At 40.8% G+C, this 20,274-nt stretch carries 14 protein-coding genes and 3 riboswitches; of the genes, 6 read left to right on the top strand and 8 right to left on the bottom strand.

The features are described 5' to 3' along the window. Positions 1–86: 86 nt before the first annotated feature. The 5 genes from BW961_RS16730 (at position 87) to BW961_RS16710 (ending at position 5,182) form a co-directional block, all read left to right on the top strand. Entirely contained in the window at positions 87–941 is an 855-nt protein-coding gene (locus BW961_RS16730) for an ABC transporter ATP-binding protein (protein ID WP_068588846.1), read from the top strand. Beyond that, complete coding sequence (locus tag BW961_RS16725; protein ID WP_068588849.1) at positions 883–1,827, top strand: iron-hydroxamate ABC transporter substrate-binding protein; 945 nt, start codon at positions 883–885, stop codon at positions 1,825–1,827. Before BW961_RS16730 ends, BW961_RS16725 begins: the two co-directional genes overlap by 59 nt. A gap of 35 nt (positions 1,828–1,862) precedes the next feature. Further along, on the top strand, positions 1,863–2,873 hold the full coding sequence (locus tag BW961_RS16720; protein WP_068588852.1) for a FecCD family ABC transporter permease: 1,011 nt from the start codon (positions 1,863–1,865) through the stop codon (positions 2,871–2,873). Beyond that, the gene (locus BW961_RS16715) at positions 2,870–3,877 is read left to right on the top strand and encodes a FecCD family ABC transporter permease (RefSeq protein WP_068588853.1); all 1,008 of its coding nucleotides are present in this window, start codon (positions 2,870–2,872) and stop codon (positions 3,875–3,877) included. Before BW961_RS16720 ends, BW961_RS16715 begins: the two co-directional genes overlap by 4 nt. A 319-nt stretch (positions 3,878–4,196) precedes the next feature. After that, positions 4,197–4,283: riboswitch (cyclic di-GMP riboswitch) on the top strand. Between the two features lie 105 nt (positions 4,284–4,388). Continuing rightward, positions 4,389–4,476: riboswitch (cyclic di-GMP riboswitch) on the top strand. Positions 4,477–4,531: 55 nt separating this feature from the next. Further along, positions 4,532–5,182, top strand: coding sequence for an anthrax toxin lethal factor-related metalloendopeptidase (locus BW961_RS16710; protein ID WP_068588856.1), 651 nt, complete (start codon positions 4,532–4,534; stop codon positions 5,180–5,182). 72 nt (positions 5,183–5,254) lie between these two features. Here BW961_RS16710 and BW961_RS16705 read toward each other — a convergent pair whose 3' ends face one another. Together BW961_RS16705 and BW961_RS30630 are read right to left on the bottom strand one after the other, a co-directional pair. Beyond that, the gene (locus tag BW961_RS16705) at positions 5,255–9,874 is read right to left on the bottom strand and encodes a MucBP domain-containing protein (protein WP_076576919.1); all 4,620 of its coding nucleotides are present in this window, start codon (positions 9,872–9,874) and stop codon (positions 5,255–5,257) included. Positions 9,875–9,951: 77 nt separating this feature from the next. Further along, positions 9,952–10,039, bottom strand: a riboswitch (cyclic di-GMP riboswitch). 335 nt (positions 10,040–10,374) lie between these two features. Continuing rightward, entirely contained in the window at positions 10,375–10,794 is a 420-nt protein-coding gene (locus BW961_RS30630; protein ID WP_169810330.1) for a hypothetical protein, read from the bottom strand. Positions 10,795–11,074: 280 nt separating this feature from the next. On the opposite strand from BW961_RS30630, the gene BW961_RS16695 reads away from it, so the two are divergent. Continuing rightward, the gene (locus BW961_RS16695) at positions 11,075–12,733 is read left to right on the top strand and encodes a histidine kinase N-terminal 7TM domain-containing diguanylate cyclase (RefSeq protein ID WP_068589068.1); all 1,659 of its coding nucleotides are present in this window, start codon (positions 11,075–11,077) and stop codon (positions 12,731–12,733) included. Positions 12,734–12,916: 183 nt separating this feature from the next. Here the strand turns inward: BW961_RS16695 and BW961_RS16690 are convergent, their stop codons facing one another. The 6 genes from BW961_RS16690 to BW961_RS16665 form a co-directional block, all read right to left on the bottom strand. Then, positions 12,917–13,558 carry a hypothetical protein gene (locus BW961_RS16690; protein WP_068588863.1) on the bottom strand — a complete coding sequence of 214 codons (642 nt, stop codon included), beginning with the start codon at positions 13,556–13,558 and terminating at the stop codon, positions 12,917–12,919. Between the two features lie 183 nt (positions 13,559–13,741). Continuing rightward, positions 13,742–15,511 (bottom strand): hypothetical protein, encoded by a 1,770-nt coding sequence (locus BW961_RS16685; protein WP_068588867.1) that lies wholly within the window; start codon positions 15,509–15,511, stop codon positions 13,742–13,744. A gap of 24 nt (positions 15,512–15,535) precedes the next feature. Further along, a complete protein-coding gene (locus BW961_RS16680; RefSeq protein WP_082867594.1) occupies positions 15,536–16,678 on the bottom strand; it encodes an ROK family transcriptional regulator in 1,143 nt (380 codons plus the stop codon). Positions 16,679–16,748: 70 nt separating this feature from the next. Continuing rightward, positions 16,749–18,332: an extracellular solute-binding protein gene (locus BW961_RS16675; RefSeq protein ID WP_068588874.1), complete on the bottom strand. Its 1,584-nt coding sequence runs from the start codon at positions 18,330–18,332 to the stop codon at positions 16,749–16,751. A 43-nt stretch (positions 18,333–18,375) separates the two neighbouring features. Then, positions 18,376–19,266, bottom strand: a complete 891-nt coding sequence (locus BW961_RS16670) for a carbohydrate ABC transporter permease (RefSeq protein ID WP_082867595.1) — start codon at positions 19,264–19,266, stop codon at positions 18,376–18,378. A gap of 11 nt (positions 19,267–19,277) precedes the next feature. Then, on the bottom strand, positions 19,278–20,237 hold the full coding sequence (locus BW961_RS16665) for an ABC transporter permease (protein ID WP_068588877.1): 960 nt from the start codon (positions 20,235–20,237) through the stop codon (positions 19,278–19,280). Between the last annotated feature and the right edge of the window lie 37 nt (positions 20,238–20,274).

Here is a 20,274-nt window from a genome sequence, read left to right as displayed (position 1 = left end):
ACCTCCCAAGAACTTCGGTATATTTATCGATATTGATAATCATTATCATTAAATTTTTAACTACTTTTATAGTTGGAGGTTACCCCATGGTTCGCCTTTATACAGATCAATTAAGCATTGGCTATGGTGATCGCTTAATTGTAAATAAACTAAGCGTTACTATTCCAGATAAAAAAATCACAACCATCATCGGTTCCAATGGCTGCGGTAAATCTACATTATTGAAGGCTATCACTCGCATTATTCCACATCAATCCGGAACCGTTGTGTTAGATGGAGAAGATATTTCGAAAGGAAGTACCAAGATCCTTGCCCGGAAAATGGCCATTCTTCCACAAACGCCAGAAAGTGCAAGCGGATTAACCGTTGGTGAACTCGTATCGTATGGACGTTTTCCCTATCAAAAGGGATTTGGGCGCTTAACACAGAGGGATTATGAAGTCATTGACTGGGCGCTTGAAGTTACAGGAACAAAGGACTTTAAGTACCGCCACGTAGATTCACTATCCGGTGGGCAACGTCAGCGGGTATGGATTGCTATGGCTCTAGCTCAAGAAACAGAGATTATATTCCTTGATGAACCTACGACCTATTTAGATTTAGCACACCAGCTAGAAGTACTAGAACTTTTGCAAAAACTCAATGTCGAGCAAGAACGTACGATTGTTATGGTCCTTCATGATTTGAACCAAGCGGCACGCTTCGCTGATTATATCATCGCTCTAAAAGACGGTGAAATTGTGAAAGCTGGCGATTGTGAAGAAGTTATCCATCATGACGTGCTTAAAGAGGTATTCCATATTGATGCCGAAATCGGTCGAGACCCTCGAACAAACAAACCGATGTGTGTTACATATAATCTACTAAAAGGAGACTACACAAGTGAAAAAGCTATTCCTACCAATCATGCTACTGATGGTGCTAGTCGTAAGTGCGTGTAATAACACCAACAGCAAGGTTAACAGTGAGCCTGCAAAACAAGAGGACACTACAGCTACACCAGAGAAGAAATCAGGAACCATCACCTATCAATCTGAGAATGGTCCCATTGAAGTTCCTGCAGACCCACAGCGCGTGATCGTCCTTTCTTCTTATGCAGGTGACGTCATGGCTTTGAACGTTAATCTTGTGGGTGTTGACTCGTGGTCAAAGAGTAACCCCCGCTTTGAAGCAGGAATGAAGGATGCTGCTGAGGTCTCCGATGAAAACTTAGAGAAAATCATTGAGTTAGACCCGGATCTGATCATTGGTCTATCCACGATTAAGAATATCGATAAATTAAGCAAAATTGCCCCTACAGTAACATTTACTTACGGCAAATTAGATTATTTAACACAACATTTAGAGATTGGTAAGCTGTTGAATAAGGAAAAAGAAGCTCAAACGTGGATTGATGATTTCAAGAAACGTGCTCACGCAGCTGGAGAAGAAATTAAAGCTAAAATTGGTCCCGACGCAACTGTTTCTGTCATCGAGAATTTCGACAAGCAAATTTACGTATTCGGGAATAACTGGGGACGTGGAACAGAAATATTGTACCAAGAAATGAAATTGAAAATGCCTGACAAAGTTACAGAAATGGCCTTAAAAGATGGATACTATGCATTATCATTGGAAGTTCTACCGCAATACGCAGGAGACTATGTCATCTTTAGTAAAAGCTCAGATACCGATAACTCATTCCAAGAAACAGATACCTACAAGAACATCCCAGCTGTTAAGAATAACCGCATATTCGAAGCTAATGCGAAAGAGTTCTACTTTAATGATCCAGTAACACTAGATTACCAACTAGAATTCTTCACGAAGAGCTTTCTTGGAAAATAACGCAAAGATACTATAACAGAAAAGATGAGTGATTTATGAATACAGAACAACAACGTATCATCCCATTTACGTATAAATTCATTGCGGCAATTATAGCGTTTGTTGGTATTTTCGTTGTTGCCATGGTATTTGGAGCAGCTGATACGACGATCACTGATGTATGGCTAGCGCTCACTTCTCATGCTGCAGGGGAAAATATATCGATCATTCGTGAAATTCGCTTACCACGTGAAATCGCAGCGATTTTCGTTGGGGCTGCGCTAGCTGTTTCTGGTGCAATTATGCAAGGCATGACAAGGAACCCCCTTGCTGATCCCGGTTTGCTTGGACTATCTGCCGGGGCTAATGCCGCACTTGCAATCACGATGGCATTCCTTCCGTCTGTGAATTACTTGGGCATAATGTTGGCTTGTTTCATTGGTGCAGCTCTTGGAACACTCATGGTGTTCGGCATTGGTGCCATGAAAAAAGGGGGCTTCTCCCCTCTTCGCATTGTGTTAGCTGGCTCAGCTGTTTCCGCATTTCTTTACGCTATCGCCGAAGGCGTTGGCATCTACTTCAAAATTTCCAAGGATGTATCGATGTGGACTGCTGGAGGGATTATTGGAACTTCATGGAGTCAACTTCAAATCATTGTTCCATTTATCTGTGTAGGTATCCTTGTTTCTCTAATCCTCTCCAGACAACTAAGCATCTTGAGTCTGAACGAGGACGTTGCCGTTGGATTGGGTCAAAGAACAACACAAATTAAAATCATTCTGTATATCGTTATCATCCTACTCGCGGGAGCATCCGTTGCGCTTGTCGGAAATATGGCCTTCATTGGCTTAATGGTACCTCATATTGTTCGTGCTATTGTGGGAACCGATTATCGATTTATTATACCGATGTCTGTCATCTTCGGAGCTAGCTTTATGATGTTCGCAGATACACTAGGTCGTACAATAAATGCTCCTTATGAAACACCTGTAGCCGCCATTGTTGCGATGATAGGCTTGCCTTTCTTCCTATTCATCATACATAAAGGGGGCAAGGTATTCTCATGATTCATCCTGATATCATCAGAAAGCAACGAATCATCCTATGTATTTTACTAGCACTCATAATCATGACCATCATTGTTTCACTTGGACTAGGATACTCTTCACTATCTTATGACCGACTGATTCCAACACTTTTTGGCCAAGGTACATTTAAAGAGGACTTTGTGCTATTTTCAGTACGATTACCCCGCATTATTATAACCTTGTTAGCTGGGATGGCACTTGCATTATCGGGTGCTATTTTGCAGGGAATTACGCGAAATGATCTAGCTGATCCTGGTATTATCGGTATTAACTCTGGAGCAGGCGTTGCCATCGCAGGTTTCTTCTTGTTCTTTCCCATTCAAGCAGGTTCATTTGTTTATATGCTTCCACTCGTCGCTTTCGTCGGTGCTCTTGTCACGGCGGGTCTTATTTATGTGTTGTCTTACAAAAGAAATGTAGGTCTTCAACCCGTAAAATTAGTACTCGTTGGGATCGGATTCTCCATGGCGTTATCCGGCGTAATGATTGTACTGATCTCGTCAGCAGAACGTGCAAAGGTCGATTTCATCGCCAAATGGTTAGCAGGAAATATATGGGGTTCTGATTGGCCCTTTATCTGGGCACTCTTGCCTTGGTTAGTTATTCTTATTCCATTCTCCTTGTACAAAGCAAATCGATTGAATCTGTTAGGCATAAGTGAACCGGTGGCCATTGGTGTAGGTGTGTCCATTGAAAAAGAACGTATCATACTGTTATTAACCGCTGTTGCACTTGCCGCTTCTGCCGTTTCTGTCACAGGAGGAATTGCATTCATCGGACTTATGGCTCCACATATCGCCAAATCTTTAGTAGGACCTAGAAATCAATTATTTATTCCGGTTGCTATTCTGGTTGGTGGCTGGTTACTATTATTTGCAGATACCATAGGCCGTAATATCGTTGAACCTGCAGGTATCCCGGCAGGTATTATGGTCGCAATCATCGGTGGACCGTATTTCATGTATCTATTAATAAAGAAATAGCAAAGCGCTAAGGATAGGTTACTTATCCTTGGCGCTTCGCTATTTCTTCTAACCTATGAACACGTCATTTAAGGTTCCCAAATGCTTGTTGGACTTGTTAAAGTCAGACCGTAGTCAGCATCGGCCATCTAAATTTAATATCTGCTACGTTAGAGAGTTTGACGAAAAAATCATAGATTAGATACACAATTCTATCTATCTAATATGCAGGTATACTTAGCAGAGCGGGTAATTTAGGTGAAGTAACTTTTTCTCTTGACTATTTAATCTATCAGAATTAATATTATGATAGATTCTAGATTTATTTACCAATTAAATATATTGATAAAGGCAAACCCATTGAAAAATGGGGACGCAAAACTACAGGGGCTACCGCGATAATTCGCTACGCCAGCCAGTTACCGATATAGAGGTGCAACGTTATTTGTTGTTATTTAACCCTTCTTACTTCGGTGAGAAGGGTTTTTCGCGTTCTTAATTAGCAGTATAACAATTTCATATGTCAACTCCGTATTGACAAAGGCAAACCCATTGAAAAATGGCGGCGCAAAGCTACAGGAGCTACCGCGATATTCTCGCTATGCTAGCCAGTTACCATATTGAAGTTTAACGTCTTCTATTGTAAAGACGTTGGCTCTTGGAGGAATATTTATTATGAAATGGACAAAACGTATATTATCGGTACTTATAACTGTTACATTAATCGGTGTATTTCCCACACATACAGTTCTAGCCCAAAGTTCGTTACTCGATCAGTTAGTTGTATTGCCAACAGGTAGTTATAACACGAAAGAGGCAAGCGCAATGATCGGGCGGATAGAAAAAATCCCAGCTCCTATTTTGAAGACTTTATCTGACAAAGGTGTGAAAATCAAATTAACCAATGACATCATTACTAACGATCCAGAGTTAAGCTACTTAAAAGGTGTGACCCCAAGAGGCTGGGAAGGTACAGGACTAACTTGGGATGATGTACCTGGTGTCAGCGAGAAAAATATCGTCGTTCGAATTGGTTATAGCAAGAAAGGCAAAGGTCACAGCTCGTACAATCTGGAGATCCATGAAACAATGCATGCTGTAGATCGTTTCGTATTTAACAACGTGAGTGATTCAGGGGATTTCAAAGATGTATTCAATAAAGAAGCAAGTGTTAACTATAACAAAGACGGCTATATCTCAGTCTATCCAGCTGAATATTTTGCTGAAACAGCGAGTTTATACCTTTACAATAATACAACACGAGAAGAACTAAAGAATAGCACACCATTGACTTATGATTTTATGGACAAGCTTTTCAATAAATAATCTTATGGATACTTTAATAATAAATAAAAGCTCCTCTCTGATTAAACAGAGAGGAGCTTTTATTATACATACTTATGGATACACGCGATCGGGATTCACTTGATCCCAAGTCTCGTTTCCAGTTTCGATTCCGCTGTAGTCATGGTAATTCGTCGCTTCGAGCACATCCGTATAATACCACTTGTCAGTCGTATTGTCTGGCCATTTCTTAGCATCTTCATGAATACCTTCAGCCTTGACTTTACGATTCAATACGCTATTGATGAAAGCCATTGCTTCCGCACGCGTAATGTACTGATTCGGCTTAAATTGTCCATCTGGGTAACCCTTAATCCAGCCTTTATTTGCTGCAGATACAATGTACTTCGCTGCCCAATGATCTTTAATATCCGAGAACAACGTGTTCTCTTGCTCATTCAAATTATCAAATCTAGATGCGATTGCAGCAAATTCTGCTCTTGTAATTTGTTGACCAGGTTTAAATGTCCCATCTTGATAGCCAGTGATAATGCCTGCGTTCTCCATCGTAGCGATGTGTTTGTTCGACCAGCGACTACCTTCGACATCCCGGTATGAGCTGATGTTCTTCATGTAATCAGTGCGTGTCTCATCATCCATCAATCTGTAGAAGATTGCTGCAACTTCTTCACGGCTGATCCGGTTCTCCGGTTTAATTGTTCCGTCTGGATAACCATTAATGTAATTATAATGATTCTCTGCCTCCAGCTTTGGTGGTGGCGGTGGCAACGGCGCAACTACTGGAGGTGCCGGAGGCAACGGTGTTGGATTAGACGTATCCGGTGTTGGATTTGGTCTATCCGGCGTCGGATCGACAGGAGGAGTTACAGGTGCATTTTTCGTGTAATAAAAAATGTATTCCTGTCCTACCCCATCCACAAATTGGTAGATATCTGTAGATTTCTCAGAAGTATACCCCAAGATGAATTTTGCCATTAATGAGATCGTTTCACCCAATCTCCCCATTAATGTTTGTTGGCCAAGCTCCACATTTGTTTCTTTATCTAGGTATTTCACGACCAACTGTTGTGTATCTTCAGCACCCTCCGTGATGTACTCAAAGTCATAGTGTTGTTCAAGTGCATCCGTGATTTCAAAATCAAAGTTAGAAATAGTTGGTATATATACCGCTTCAGATACTGTAATTGGCTCTGCCACTAGCTGAAGTGTACCCCCTACATTTCCGCTAAGCACAATAGAGTCCGCCAACGGTAGTTGAGTTAATTTATCTACATAATTTATAGTCACATCGCGTTTTTCGATATTTGGAGCATTCTTAGTGTAGTAGAATGTATGCTGCTGTCCTTGTATATCCTTAATTAGATAGCCAAATTCAGGATTATCTGGTGTATATACACCACCATCAGACAATGTAATCGGTTCTGCATGTAGCTGAAGCATACGTCCAACCTCACCAGTATGCGTAGTAGAGTCTTGCAGACTGATTTCAGTTCCTTCTGAATCTTTGTATACATAATTCACAGTTACATAGCCTTCTTTAATAATTGGAGCATCCTTTGTGTAGTAGAAGATATGCTCTTGAACTTCATTTGCTGTGAAGGTGTAACTGTGACTTGCAGCTTCGGCTGTGTAGCCAGTGACTGGCGCTGCTGTAAGCGGAAGTACTGTGCCTATCACGCCACTTTCAGTAATCTCAGTAGCTAGTTCCTTGTCCGTTCCTCTTTCCAAGTACTTCACAGTAACCGTTTGTTGGTCTGCTGTGTAGTAGAAGATATGCTCTTGGCCTGGAGTTGCCGTAAAGGTATAGCTATGACTTGCAGCTTCAGCTGTGTAGCCAGTGACTGTCGCTGCTGTAAGCGGAAGTACTGTGCCTATCACGCCACTTTCAGTAATCTCAGTAGCTAGTTCCTTGTCCGTTCCTCTTTCCAAGTACTTCACAGTAACCGTTTGTTGGTCTGCTGTGTAGTAGAAGATATGCTCTTGGCCTAGAGTTGCCGTAAAGGTATAGCTGTGACTTGCAGCTTCAGCTGTATAGCCAGGAATTGTTGCCGCTGTAAGCGTAACGGTTTCTCCGGTTACACCCGCTTCAGCGGTTGCTACTTCTAACACCTTGTTCGTTCCTTCTTCCAAGTACTTCACAGTAACCGTTTGTGAGTCTGCTGTGTAGTAGAAGATATGCTCTTGACCCGTCGTTGTGTTAAAGGTATAGCTGTGACTTGCCACTTTGGCTGTGTAGCCAGCAATTATCGCAGCTGTAAGCGTAACGGCTTTTCCTGTTTCACCCGCTATAGTAGTTGCATCATCCAATACCTTATTCGTACCCTCTTCCAAGTACTTCACAGTGACCGTTTGTGCGCCTGCTGTGTAGTAGAAGATATACTCTTGACCTGGAGTTGCTGTAAAAGTGTAGCTGTCGCTTGCCTTTTCTGCTGTGTACCCCGCGATGGTTGCCGCTGTAAGCAGAAGTTCTTTGCCTGTTACACCACTCTTAGTAATTGCAGTAGCTAGTTCCTTATTCGTACCTTTCTCCAAATACTTCACAGTAACCGATTGTGCGTTTGCTGTGTAGTAGAAGATATGATCTTGACCCGTCGTTGCTGTGAAGGTATAGCTGTGACTTAATGCCTTCGCTGTGTACCCAGCAATTGTTGCCGCTGTAAGCGTAACGGTTTCTCCGGTTACACCCGCTTTAGCGATTGCAGCCTCCAATACCTTGTTCGTTCCTTCTTCCAAATATTTCACAGTGACCGTTTGTGCGCCTGCTGTGTAATAGAAAATATGCTCTTGACCCGTCGTTGCTTTAAAAGTATAGCTGTGGCTTGCCACTTTGGCTGTGTAACCAGGAATTGTTGCCGCTGTAAGCGTAATGGTCTTTCCTGTTACACCCGCTGTCGTGGTTGCAACCTTCAATACTTTGTTCGTTCCTTCTTCTAAATACTTCACAGTAACCGATTGTGCGTCTGCTGTGTAGTTAACTGTAATCGTTACTTCTTTATTAGGCATCGTTCCAGTTACTCTTCCGCTATTAACGATTAACCCACTACCTGTACTAAGGGTCACGTTCTTGAAAGTATATCCGGGAATTACCTTGCTACTGTAATCGTAATCTACTGATTCACCTTGAATTTTCTTGACTACTTCAGCTGGACTTAGCACGATATCCCCAGACTTGTATTCTACATTGAGATTATAAGGTGCTTTCACATACCCGAACCAGATGGTTGGATTAGGGGCAGTAGTAGTCAATCTCATACTTGTAGGATTATCACCCTTTTTGAGCGAATAACCATCAACAACTTTTGCTGGTACCGAATAGGTCTTATTGATATCAAACGCTGACTTCCCACCTTCAATAAATGGTTCGCTGTATAGCTGTTCTGCTAGATCAGGTCTATCTACAACAACCCCAGCTCTATTGATTGGGTCGCCTTGCGCATTAACATAATACCCTATAACGGTAATGGAACCTTTACCGAAGCTCACTTCTGGAACCTTAAAGTCCTTCGATGCGGGCTTGCCATTGGCATCAGTATAGGTCAACGTTGTCTGTTTGTTAGTTGGATGTAACACGTCCGGATCTGCGTTCGCATCCATCTTAACGGTATAGCTCATCGTTGCTGGAGATCCCTCGGCAATATTACCGATATCCCAGTCGATCGTTTCTGTCCCATTGTTCCATTTTGTCGTTCCTTGAGAAACCGTGATCTCACCGATCTTATCAAACTTGGCACCCATTGGATCGATAACTTTTGCGTTCTCCGCTGCAAAGGAAATCTTGCTGGACAATTCAGTAAAGACGTTGTTCAACTCATTACTGGTTGAAGCAAAATATCCCTTGTTTTGACTCTTATTCAATACATCTTTGGCATTATTATCATTCCCCACATCAAGTCCTATGGAATAAATACCAATACCCTTATCCCTAACTAGTTTGGCCTCTGATATGGTTGCAATACCATTATTCTTTACCTCGTGGCCGTTTACTGTATAAATTTCGCGACCCCACCCGAAAATTCCTCCTTCAGATAAATTATAGTTATCACCTGACCCGAGAACAGTTCCGTAATTAAAATCTGAAAGCGCGAACCCTGCCTTTGTGTCTCCTGGCCATGTATAAGTTGTCGCCTTACCTGCCTTATAGCTGTTCGTTGGTGCTCCATCACTTAAGAGGACAATGACCTTGTTCTTCGCTTGGCTTCCCGCCAATAACGTATCAGCACGATGGAGGCCTGCTTGAATGTTGGTGCCCCCATTAGCTGTAATGTTGCCAATGCTTTTCTTTAGATCTTCCTTACCAGATGTCCCCTTAAAATCGGATACAGTTGTTTCACCCTCAGCAAAGGATACAACCGCTATTCTTGTTGTCGAATCTTTAATTAGCAAATTGTCGGCGAATTTCTTCGCGGCTTCCTTAGCTTTGTCCAGCCGAGGTGATTTATTAGCAGTCATACTTCCAGACCGATCGATGACCAATACAACGTCTGTGCTGCTGTTACTCTGAATATTCTTACCCTCAACTGTCAATGTTACCTTCCATTGACCCGGTGTCCCTGTAGGCACAGCCACCTTTGTTAGATTAACTGCTCCCGGATTGGGCCATTCTGGCTGATTCGTTGCATCCGCAGAGCTTGTTAGCAAGGTACCTGGTATAAATCCTGTAAACACTGATATTATGATCAACCACGACACTACAAGTCTTAATCCTCGTTTCATATTTTCCTCCTAAAAGTATTTATGGATATAGTCCCTGGAACACAAAAAAGTCCGACTGCATTAACGATAACGATGTTAATAGCAGCCGGACGATCATAAGTCAAAGGACTCTTAGATTCCAAGGCTTTGCGAGCTAATCTTTCAATTAGTGTGCCAAATATATGTAATTTTCGTTAGTGCAGATACATTTCAGTGATATTCGTCATATTTTTTGCTCCGAACATAGTATAAAGGAACTACCCAATCCAATATATTCCACATGTTGAAGATTGTCAATCATTTAAAAATATTGATTTCTTCACGAAGGCGACAAGTACACGGATGGGTCATCATTAACCTAACACTAGCATTATTTTGAGAGATATATTATAAATATTGTTGGAATCATACATACAAATAAAGATTTCAAAGAACTCTGTTAAAAACTCCTGAAAGTAAAATAGTTGATTAGGCTGATTCATATGATCATAAGTTGGATCTTTGTCTTTATGACAGCTGCATTAATCTTTGGTCTCATTCTGGAGACGCTCAAGCGTATCAAAAGAATAGAGCCGAAGCTGAAAATCGCTTACAGGGAACGGGGATACGCCCATGAAAATCTCGAATCTATGTACGAGGAAATCACCGCTACTGAAGAGGAACTCAGAGAGCAATATGATCAACTCATTGACAATCAGCGCAAGCTTACTTAAAGCGAAGAGAAAAGAAGATACATCATCTGGCGTATCATGATTTATTAACTGGTTACCCAACAAGTTGGCCTTATTCGAGAATGGAAACGCTACAATACTTTCGCACTCCAATAGCACTACAGCCATGATGTTTGTGGACTTAAGGCGAGCGAGAGGCTGATCTCCATTGTGGAAAAGAGCGGGGAAGTGTATCGGTTTGACGGCGATGAATTCATCATTCTTTTGCATACAATAGAGAATACATAGAATATAAACAAGGTTGCAGCCCGTATCCTTACCAGATTGAAGATGAATTCATCACAAAATAGGCGAATAGGCTGTCAAAACAAATCGAATGAGGTTATATCCTCATTCTTCTTTTTTCTTATAACAACTTAATTACACCGAATTACATTGTATTTTTTCCCCTTGAATTATATATTAGAACTTAGATGTAAGACCTTAGACCTACATTGGATTACTGAATGACTAATATTCTAAATTAAGAAGGTGTACCCCATTGGGGCTTATGGTATGGATTGACTTAATTTTATTCATAGTTTTGTTTGCTCTATTCGTATATGTATTTGCTTCTGTTACAATCACTAACCTACATAAAGTATATTTAGTATTTCACTTCTCCATGATGTTATGGCCGTTCTGTCAGTTCGCCATCAAAACAACAGACAACCCTAAAATTCAATTGTTTTATGTGAAATTTGCATTCATTGATGCGACTCTGTTATCTATTGGATGGCTTCTATTCACAATCCTCCTTACGGGCCAATTGCATATATTACGTAAAAAAATATCATTACTCCTATTTGTACCCATGATATTCATAGCTCTTGTTATCATCGTCAATCCTAGCGGTATGTTTGTCCAGCCGATACACGGCGGTTATATGGAAAGAATATATGGTCCAATTTTTTGGGTGATTGTTACTATCGCGACCACCTATGTTGTCATTTCACTTTATATCATATATTTAGCTCTATCATCGAACAAAACAGCGCGCATCAAAAAACAAGTCTCCCAGGTGATCAGAGGGGTTTGCGTGCTGACTGCATTTGTATTGTTAGATATATTCCTCAATGTTGTCTTATCTCACTCTCTACCGGTGGTCATCCCTGGATTGACTTCTCTGGGCATTCTACTATCTGCTATCTTTTTTGTTATTGCTATTCATCGTGATAAAATATTTGATATTGTGACTATCGCTCATCAGGATATTATCGACACGATAGGGCAAGGGATTCTAGTACTCGACGATAACCAAACGGTTGTAGAGATCAATCAGTCATTGCTTCCCCATGTTAACATACATATAGGTGATCGCTTCGATATGACGCTGATCCTCCCACCAGATGAGCTTGACGGCAAATTTGATGTGCTCCTTTATACTTACCGAAAACAGCCTCTTGAGAAAACCGAAATTGAATTGTTCTATCCTAACATTAATAGATATATCACCATTCATGCTGCGCCTATCCTGGTTAGCGATATCATGGTTGGGCGAATTATCACGTTTCAGGATATGACAGAGATTCACCACCTCATCGATGCGACAAACCTTCAATATGAGAGCCTGCAAGAACGTAACCTAGAGTTAATTAGGATACAGAATGAACTATTTCAAACCAATCAAAAACTCAAACAGATGGCCGTAACCGATAGCCTAACAGGTTGTTATAATCGTCATTACTTAACGCAACAGTTAGAGCATGAAGTCATAAAAAACATGAAATACCAAACACCGTTTACGATCCTTATTATAGATATCGACTTTTTCAAATCAATCAATGATAATTACGGCCATCTAGTCGGTGACGTAGTGATATGCAATACGGTAGAAATAATCAAGCAAACGCTGAGACAGACGGACATTTTGGCTCGCTATGGCGGAGAAGAATTTATCATTTATTTACCAAATACAAGTCAAGCTCATGCCAAATTGTTGGCTGAACGTGTGAAATCAGCCATTGAAGCGAATAAAGTACGTATCGACAATGTTGCGCATGCCCTATCGATTACGATAAGTATCGGATTACTTTCCCTTAATAATTTCACGGTAAAACATGTAAACAATCCTAAAATCCATTTAAATGATATGTTTGAAACCGTGGATAAAGCCTTATATCAGGCAAAAAAGGAAGGCCGTAATCGAATTGTTAGTATCGTAAAATAAAAGGCTTAAGCTTTCATGGGTGCACCTATGAATCTTAACGTATTTAATGATGAGGTTGTAAATCGTTAATTGTTCATTTACACTGCAAATGTAATTAGGTAGAATGTAAAAAACCTCGTCCGATGCCAATCAAGCAATGGACGAGGTTTTTTCAAAAGGTGAACTCTTCGTATTCAATGTATCTCAACGTTCTACCGGAATAGGGCTCCTCGCTATCTTTTCCAGTAACCAGACAAGAACCCCCACCGCAAGGCTTCCGATGACCGCTACTATCGCCGATCCGCCGGCATGCAACAACAGTATGGGAACCCAGAGTAACCCGAGCGAGCGGTGCACAGTACGCATCCACTTGTTGCGAATCTTATGAATGAAGAGACCGTACCCAGCAATCATCAACAAAACAACCAATGCTGCGAGCCCCGTATACATATTCTTATCACCTAGTTTGGTAATCAAAAAATAGATACCGTGAGTGGCAGTGATAGCCAGGGTCGCCCAACCCAACAGCTTATGTACAGCATGCAGAAGCTTCCCTATTTTTCGAACCAACATCGACGGCGACCTCAGCTTCTTCTTGAACCAGAACCAAGAGAAACTGACCGCCCCGAGGAACACAGCAATCGTACCCAAGGTCTTAAAGATCTCTCCGCCGCCCCGAGGTCCTTCTCCTTCGGGAGGAAGCATTCGCCCAGCACCGCCTGGCGCATGCAAACGAACTTCTCCACTACCGTGGGACAAAACCATATAGTAATAGTAAGCTAAGAGCAGTAGGGCAACGGCAGTTGCTATGATTGCTGGAATCCACACGGTTCTTTTCGTTTTCATGGCATGTACCTTTCATAAGGGAATTGGATTCATTATAATTTAACAAGATGAGAAAACGATTAAAATAAGTTAAAAACCAGCTTTTTTTCATAAAATCCCCTTTATTAGGCACAGGAAAAAGTGCCAAGGATATGTTACTTATCCTTGGCACTTCGCTATTACTTTAAACCAATTAAACCGTTATCAAGGTTCCCAAATACTTGTTGGACTTGTTAAAGTCAGGTATTGCCAAGCTGTTGCAGCGACGGATGGCCATACATGGAAATCGTAAGAATTCGCACCCACATTGGAATAGACAAGTCCTCCCGCTACGTCAGCATCTTGTAAATCGTACATCGATTGTGTCAGAGCTTGGGCATTCGTCCCTTGGCGAAGGAATAAATTAATCACTCCCCAAGTTCCTTCCGTCCACACAACACTTGGTGCATTTACGAAATCGCCACTATCCACCATATACGGTTTGTATCCTGAGACCAATTTAGTCGATTGATACGTATTATTATACGCATTAGGATCCGTATTCAATGCCATAGTTGCATTATTCACTTTGAAATTGTTCAGGTAAGCTGTTGCTGATACGGCTAGGTCATGTCTTCCGATTGCCTCTAGGAAGATGGATCCCCAAGAATTTGCATCCAAAGATCCTGCTGTATCGTTAATACCTTGATTAAATCTTTGTTGTGTTACATTCCAATGAGACTGTAACAAAGCATTCTTCACAAGATTTGCAGCATTCACATACTTCGTGTCATTGGTCAGTTTCCCTAAATCTCTTAAGAAGAAATAACTGTCGACGTTATGTTCCGTAGAATACCAATTAGCATCTGGTCCGCCTTTGATACTTCCTGTAGTCGGATCTTGAAGCGTTATTAAATAATCTGCGATGCGGACTGCAAAATTCCGATACGTCGTATCATTAAATTTCTTCTCGAATTGCGTAGCAGCATAGCCCACCCATGCGATTGATCCACTACGTTTTTTATCGTCCACTTCACCTGTGACTGTATTATATGAAAAATATAAGGATCCATCTGCATTTTGTAAGCCTGCCAATGATGCTAGAATCGTTGCTGCACGCGTCTTGTCACCCGCTAAACCGAATGAAATAACACCAAGTGCATCATCATATATCCAGCTTCTGTCGCCAATGCCGAGTGAACTAGCTGGATCATTTTGCGGAACATAATAAGATCGAATGAGCTTTAATGTAGGCTCCACAGTTGTACCAACAACCTTAGCGTCTGATTTATGAATAACCTGAGCTACTCTTGACCCCACAACTTCTGGTATCGCCGTATAGCCTAGTAAATCGCCACCCGTAAAGATAGGATTACCCTTTGTTGCAAATTTCCCATCTTCCTTAATCTGCACCGTTGCCTTCGGATACAACGTATCTGATTTAACAGAGATCAAGACCTCATACTCACTTAGCGTTTGCGCATCATTCGCAAATCCAACAATCTCATTCCCACCCTTAACAAGGGCAATCACGGGCTTCCCGTTAAACACTACGCTTCCCGCTGACCAAGTACCATTAGCATTCAGCGTTGCCGTCGTTTTTTTATAGCCGATATCGGTTTGGTCAAATACATAAACACTATAAGCATTGCGATCCGTTATTCCAGTAAAGGTTCCACTTACAATGCCGGAATACTTATTATCGTATACGGATGATTTAATATTAGGATTGTACTGAAGAGCTGGATTCACTGGTAACGAGGCAATCTGAACGGTTCCCTCAACGAGCCCTGTGTAATTGCTTGGATAAGTATTTAGACTCACTTGCACTCCTGCTGGATCCAGTTGCTTATTCAACCAAGTTAAAGCACTCGTTGCATGTGTATTTACAACAGTTGCTGCCCCAGATTGCTTCGTAAATCCTGGTAAACCTTGCACAAGAACAGTCATAGCTAACACTAAACAAACTCTTTTCAATAAAAGCTTACGCCCCATCCTTATCAATCCTCTCAGATTCTATTAAGTTAATAGCACTTTTTCTTTGAATAGGTCATGCAGAATTAAAGTTGTAGCCCCGATCAGATAATTTTTGTCACCTAATTTTGCAGTTGTCACTCGCTCTGGTTCATAACGTCCGTGTAACGTTAATCTTCTTAAGTAGGTATGCATTTTCTGCATGCATTTAGGTGAATCAATGAACCAACCATCTAAAATCACTTGCTCCGGGCCAATTAAATTAATCATGACCGCAATGGCCTTACCCATCAATAGAAGTGATCTGTCCATCAGCGTCTCAAGCCAAGGGACTCCGATTGCGTATGCCTCTAGGACATCTGCTATGTCATGAAATACGACATTGGCATCATGCTTAAGCGCTCTTTTTTGTGCTTGCTGCAGCACATACGTATCACTAAACAAGTAATCACTCATATAGGTTACTTCTCCGGCGCTACCTTTGTAACCTGAAATAATCTGATCATTAATGATGATCCCTGCTCCAACGCCATCATAAACCCATACATATAGTACATTTCTAATCTCTGGACTAGAGAGTAAATAATATTCTGCAAATGCAGCAGCATTTGTATCATTAATGACGTAAATCGGTATAGGATAAGATGCTTGTAGTTCATCTACAATATTGAAATCTTTCAAGTTTAGATATCTCGAGTACTCAATCATCCCATTGTCCTCATCAATGATACCTGGAGATGCAATAGCCATTCCTTTGATCATTGAAAAGTCCTGTAATTCTGACTTTTTAACCAGTTCTTCAATACCTGCTTTAACAGATTCAAGAACGCCCGTATTTCCTGTCGTTGCTGGTTTCTTTAACTCCGTAATGACCTCACCATGGAAATTAGACATCCTGAAATAAAACATTCGATTTCCGAGTCCTACAGAAATAACGAATCCGTTCAATCTATTTATTTCAAGTGAGATTGCTCTGCGACCCGCTCCTGGAGATGACTTTTCACCGGATTCAACGATAAAACCTTCCTTAATCAACTCATCGACCAATGATGATATCGTCGTTGCGCTCAATTTGGTTCTTTGCGCAATTTCCGCTCGAGAAAGGCTCTTCTCCCGATGTAGTAAACTTAGTATTGTTGAACGATTTATTTCTTTCATTAAATACAAATTACCTCTTACATGCTTCATGGAACAAAACAACCTTTCGAGGGGATTTTTTGTGTACGAAGAACGATCCCCTCCGTTACTTCAATCCTGTCTATTTCAATAATTCTTTATATTTTTCAAGCGCTGTATTCTGAATTTTCGCTAACTCATCGAATTGCATAGACTTAACTGTAGAAACATAAGCATCAAATTTGCTTAATGGTTCTTGCCCAATAATAAACTTACTCATCATTTCATCCACATACGTGTTGATTTGAGTAGAGAGTTCATTGAATTTTTCTCCATCTTCATCTGAATATTTCAATGAAGGAGCTGGATCCCTGAAAGAGTTATTATCTACGTAGTTGAACAACTGTTTACAAGCATCTTCACTTGCACATGATGCTTTTTCATATAGAGGATCTTGACGGAATCCAAGTAGAGGCTCCGCACCAATACGATATAACGCTTTCGCAATTCCATCGGCGTTCTTAGCAATCTTATCTGTATATTGAATGACGCCATCAGCATTTTTAGCATACGTATCGCCCTCTACACCGAAGTTCAAGAGAATCTGACCTTCATCACTATAAGCATAATCAAATAGTTTCATTGTAGCTTCTAAATTTTTATTCTTAGCGCTAATTGCCCATGCCCAAGGTACCGTAATGAGCTGTTGTCTGCTAGTAAGTGCTTTATCTCCTTTTTTCAATACCGGTGGAGCGGTAACTTGATAGTTAAATCCTGCTATTTTTTGAGCTTCAGGTCTTGCATTGAAACCTGCGACATAACCAATCCAATGCGTAGTCGAACCAACTTTATCATTAAAGATCATAGCAGTGTAATCTTTATCCTGTCTGGATAACATCTCTTTATCTATGAGGCCTTCACTATACCATTTGTTCATTGTAGTCAAATATTCTTTTGCTCTTGGATCTATTGGGGAATATACCATTTTACCATTTTCTTCGAACCAACGTCCATCTACATTCAGGTCAATGCCCCATGCATCAGCAAAGTCTAAATAAAATGTATCTGGCGTTCCAACTGTTGAAAATGGAATCTCATCGTTTACATCTCCATTACCATTTGCATCTTTATCCTTAATTGCTTTTAATACCGTGTACCAGTCGTCAATTGTCTCTGGCATTTGAAGTCCTAGACGATCAAGCCAGTCCTTACGAACGAGCGGACCTTCAGATGTACGGACAGCAGATAACATAGGAACGGAATAAATATTACCGTCAATAGCCATCGTTTGTGCCTTGGCATCTTTATTATCCATCAAATACTTTTGAATATTTGGAGCATTCTCCATATGTTCATTAAGAGGTATGAAAGCTCCTTGCATTCCGAACTTATTAAAGTCACGAATTTTACCGGACACGATATCTGGGTATTCACCTGACGATACCATAACAGGGAACTTCTCAGTCATAGTCTTCGTGTCACCTGTAATGAACTCAAATTCAACATTAAGTCTTTTGCCCAATTCTTTCCATATTAGCGTTTCACTAGAATACATTGCATCTGTTGCTCGGCTTGCTATGAATACAGAAAGCTTGGCAGGTTTAGATGAGCTGGCATCTTCTTTTGTTGATGCTTTACTTGCAGTATTACTACTACATGCTGAAATCATCAATGATAAGATTAGTACAAAGACAACCATTACATTCCATTTTAATTTTTTTATCATTTCCAAAACCCCCAATAAGATTTATATTATTCAGCTCATTGCACTAGCTCTTCACCGCTCCAATCATCACCCCCTTAACGAAGTACTTTTGTAGAAATGGATAGATTGCAATGATGGGTAACGACGTAACAATAATCGCTGCATATTGGATCGTGATCGGCAATACCGCAGCGTTTTGTACGAGTGCCTTTTCCATCTCTCTATCGAAAGAGCTATCCCGAATGATTCGGACAAGTACGGCCTGCACGGGTAGTAATTTCTCATTATTGATGAGAATCATCTCCCAGAAGAATGAGTTCCATTTCCCGATTGCGTAATAAAGTCCAATGGCCGCAAGCACCGGCTTCGATAAAGGTAGAATAATTTGAATAAAGATTCGCAAATCATTAGCCCCATCAATTTTGGCGGATTCCTCCAACTCCTTGGGAAGACTTTCGAAATAAGAACGAACAATAATAATATAAAAGGTAGAAATAGCTGCATACAGAAGAATGGAAAGCCTAGTATCCAAAAGGTGTAAATTCTTCATGACTAAATAAAATGGTATGATTCCACCGCCGAACCAGAGTGTAATCACAAGAAATACAGTAGCAATATTTCGGAATTTCCAATCTTGTCGTGATAATGGATAGGCCGCGAGTGTTGTTAACAGTAGGCTTAATATCGTACCCACAACGGTATAGAAAATCGTATTTCCATACGCAACCATAATGCCTTTATAGCTTAGGACCGTCTGAAAGGCCGCCAAATTGAATCCTTTTGGTAGAAGAAATACCTCATTACGCGTCACACTTCCTGTATTACTTAATGAAATACTCAAGATATACAGAAATGGGTATAGCGTTAGAACACACACACCAATGACAAATGCATAAATGAATATCCCGAAGAAAATATCTCCCTTTTCTATCTTCTTTTTACCTAACACCATCATATTCCCCCTCCTTACCACAGCGATGTTTTACTTACTTTTCGACTCAAGAAGTTCGCGCCGTATACTAGAATGAATCCGATGACCCCTTGGAACAAACCAACGGCTGTTGCATAACTATAATTGGTGTCTATTAGTCCTTTTCGATACACATAAGTATTAAGAACATCTGCTGTTTCATAGATCGTCGGATTATATAGTAGAATGATTTTGGTGAAGTCGGTATTCAACATGCCACCTAGATTTAACAACAACATGATGATAACGGTAGGCATTAGGCTTGGAAGTGTGATGTAGCAAAGTTGTTTCCAGCGATTAGCCCCGTCAATCTTAGCGGCCTCGTATAATTCCGGGCTAATTCCCGCTAATGCTGAGATATAGATAATGGCTGCAAACCCGGCTCCTTGCCACACGCCTAGAAATACATAAATGGAACGGAAATAATCTGGATTTTGAAAAAAGTAGATGCTATCGATGCCGAATTTACTCAATAGAATATTTACAATCCCAACACTTGGAGAAAGGAAGCTTAAGGCCATCCCACAGACAACAACGGTTGAAATAAAGTGAGGTAAATAGCTTATCGTTTGCGATATTTTTTTGAACATCATGTTTTTAATTTCATTGAAACAAAGGGCCAGGATAATCGGGATTGGAAATCCGAATATCAAGCTGTAAATATTCACAACTAGCGTATTTCGCATTAATCGATAGAAGAAAGGGTCCTCGAAAAACTGTTTGAAATATCTGAAGCCGACCCATTCACTGCCCGATATCCCTTTGACCACGTTGTACTTCTGGAATGCAATAACTAACCCGTACATTGGCCAATAGGCAAAGAGAACAAACCAGACCAAGACAGGTAAGAACATGATGTATAACCATTTGTTTTTTACGAGTTCCCGTGTAATGCCTTTCATTCTCGATACTCTGACCTTCTTCTGACTTGAAGTACTCATGGCCCGCTCTAGCATATTATCCCTCACGCTCCATCACGTATATTTAATACCT

Source organism: Paenibacillus macquariensis (genome assembly GCF_900156375.1).
Classification (GTDB): domain Bacteria; phylum Bacillota; class Bacilli; order Paenibacillales; family Paenibacillaceae; genus Paenibacillus_AQ; species Paenibacillus_AQ macquariensis.
Note: the sequence above shows the minus strand (reverse complement) of the source record. Positions and strands in the feature narration are given on the sequence as shown.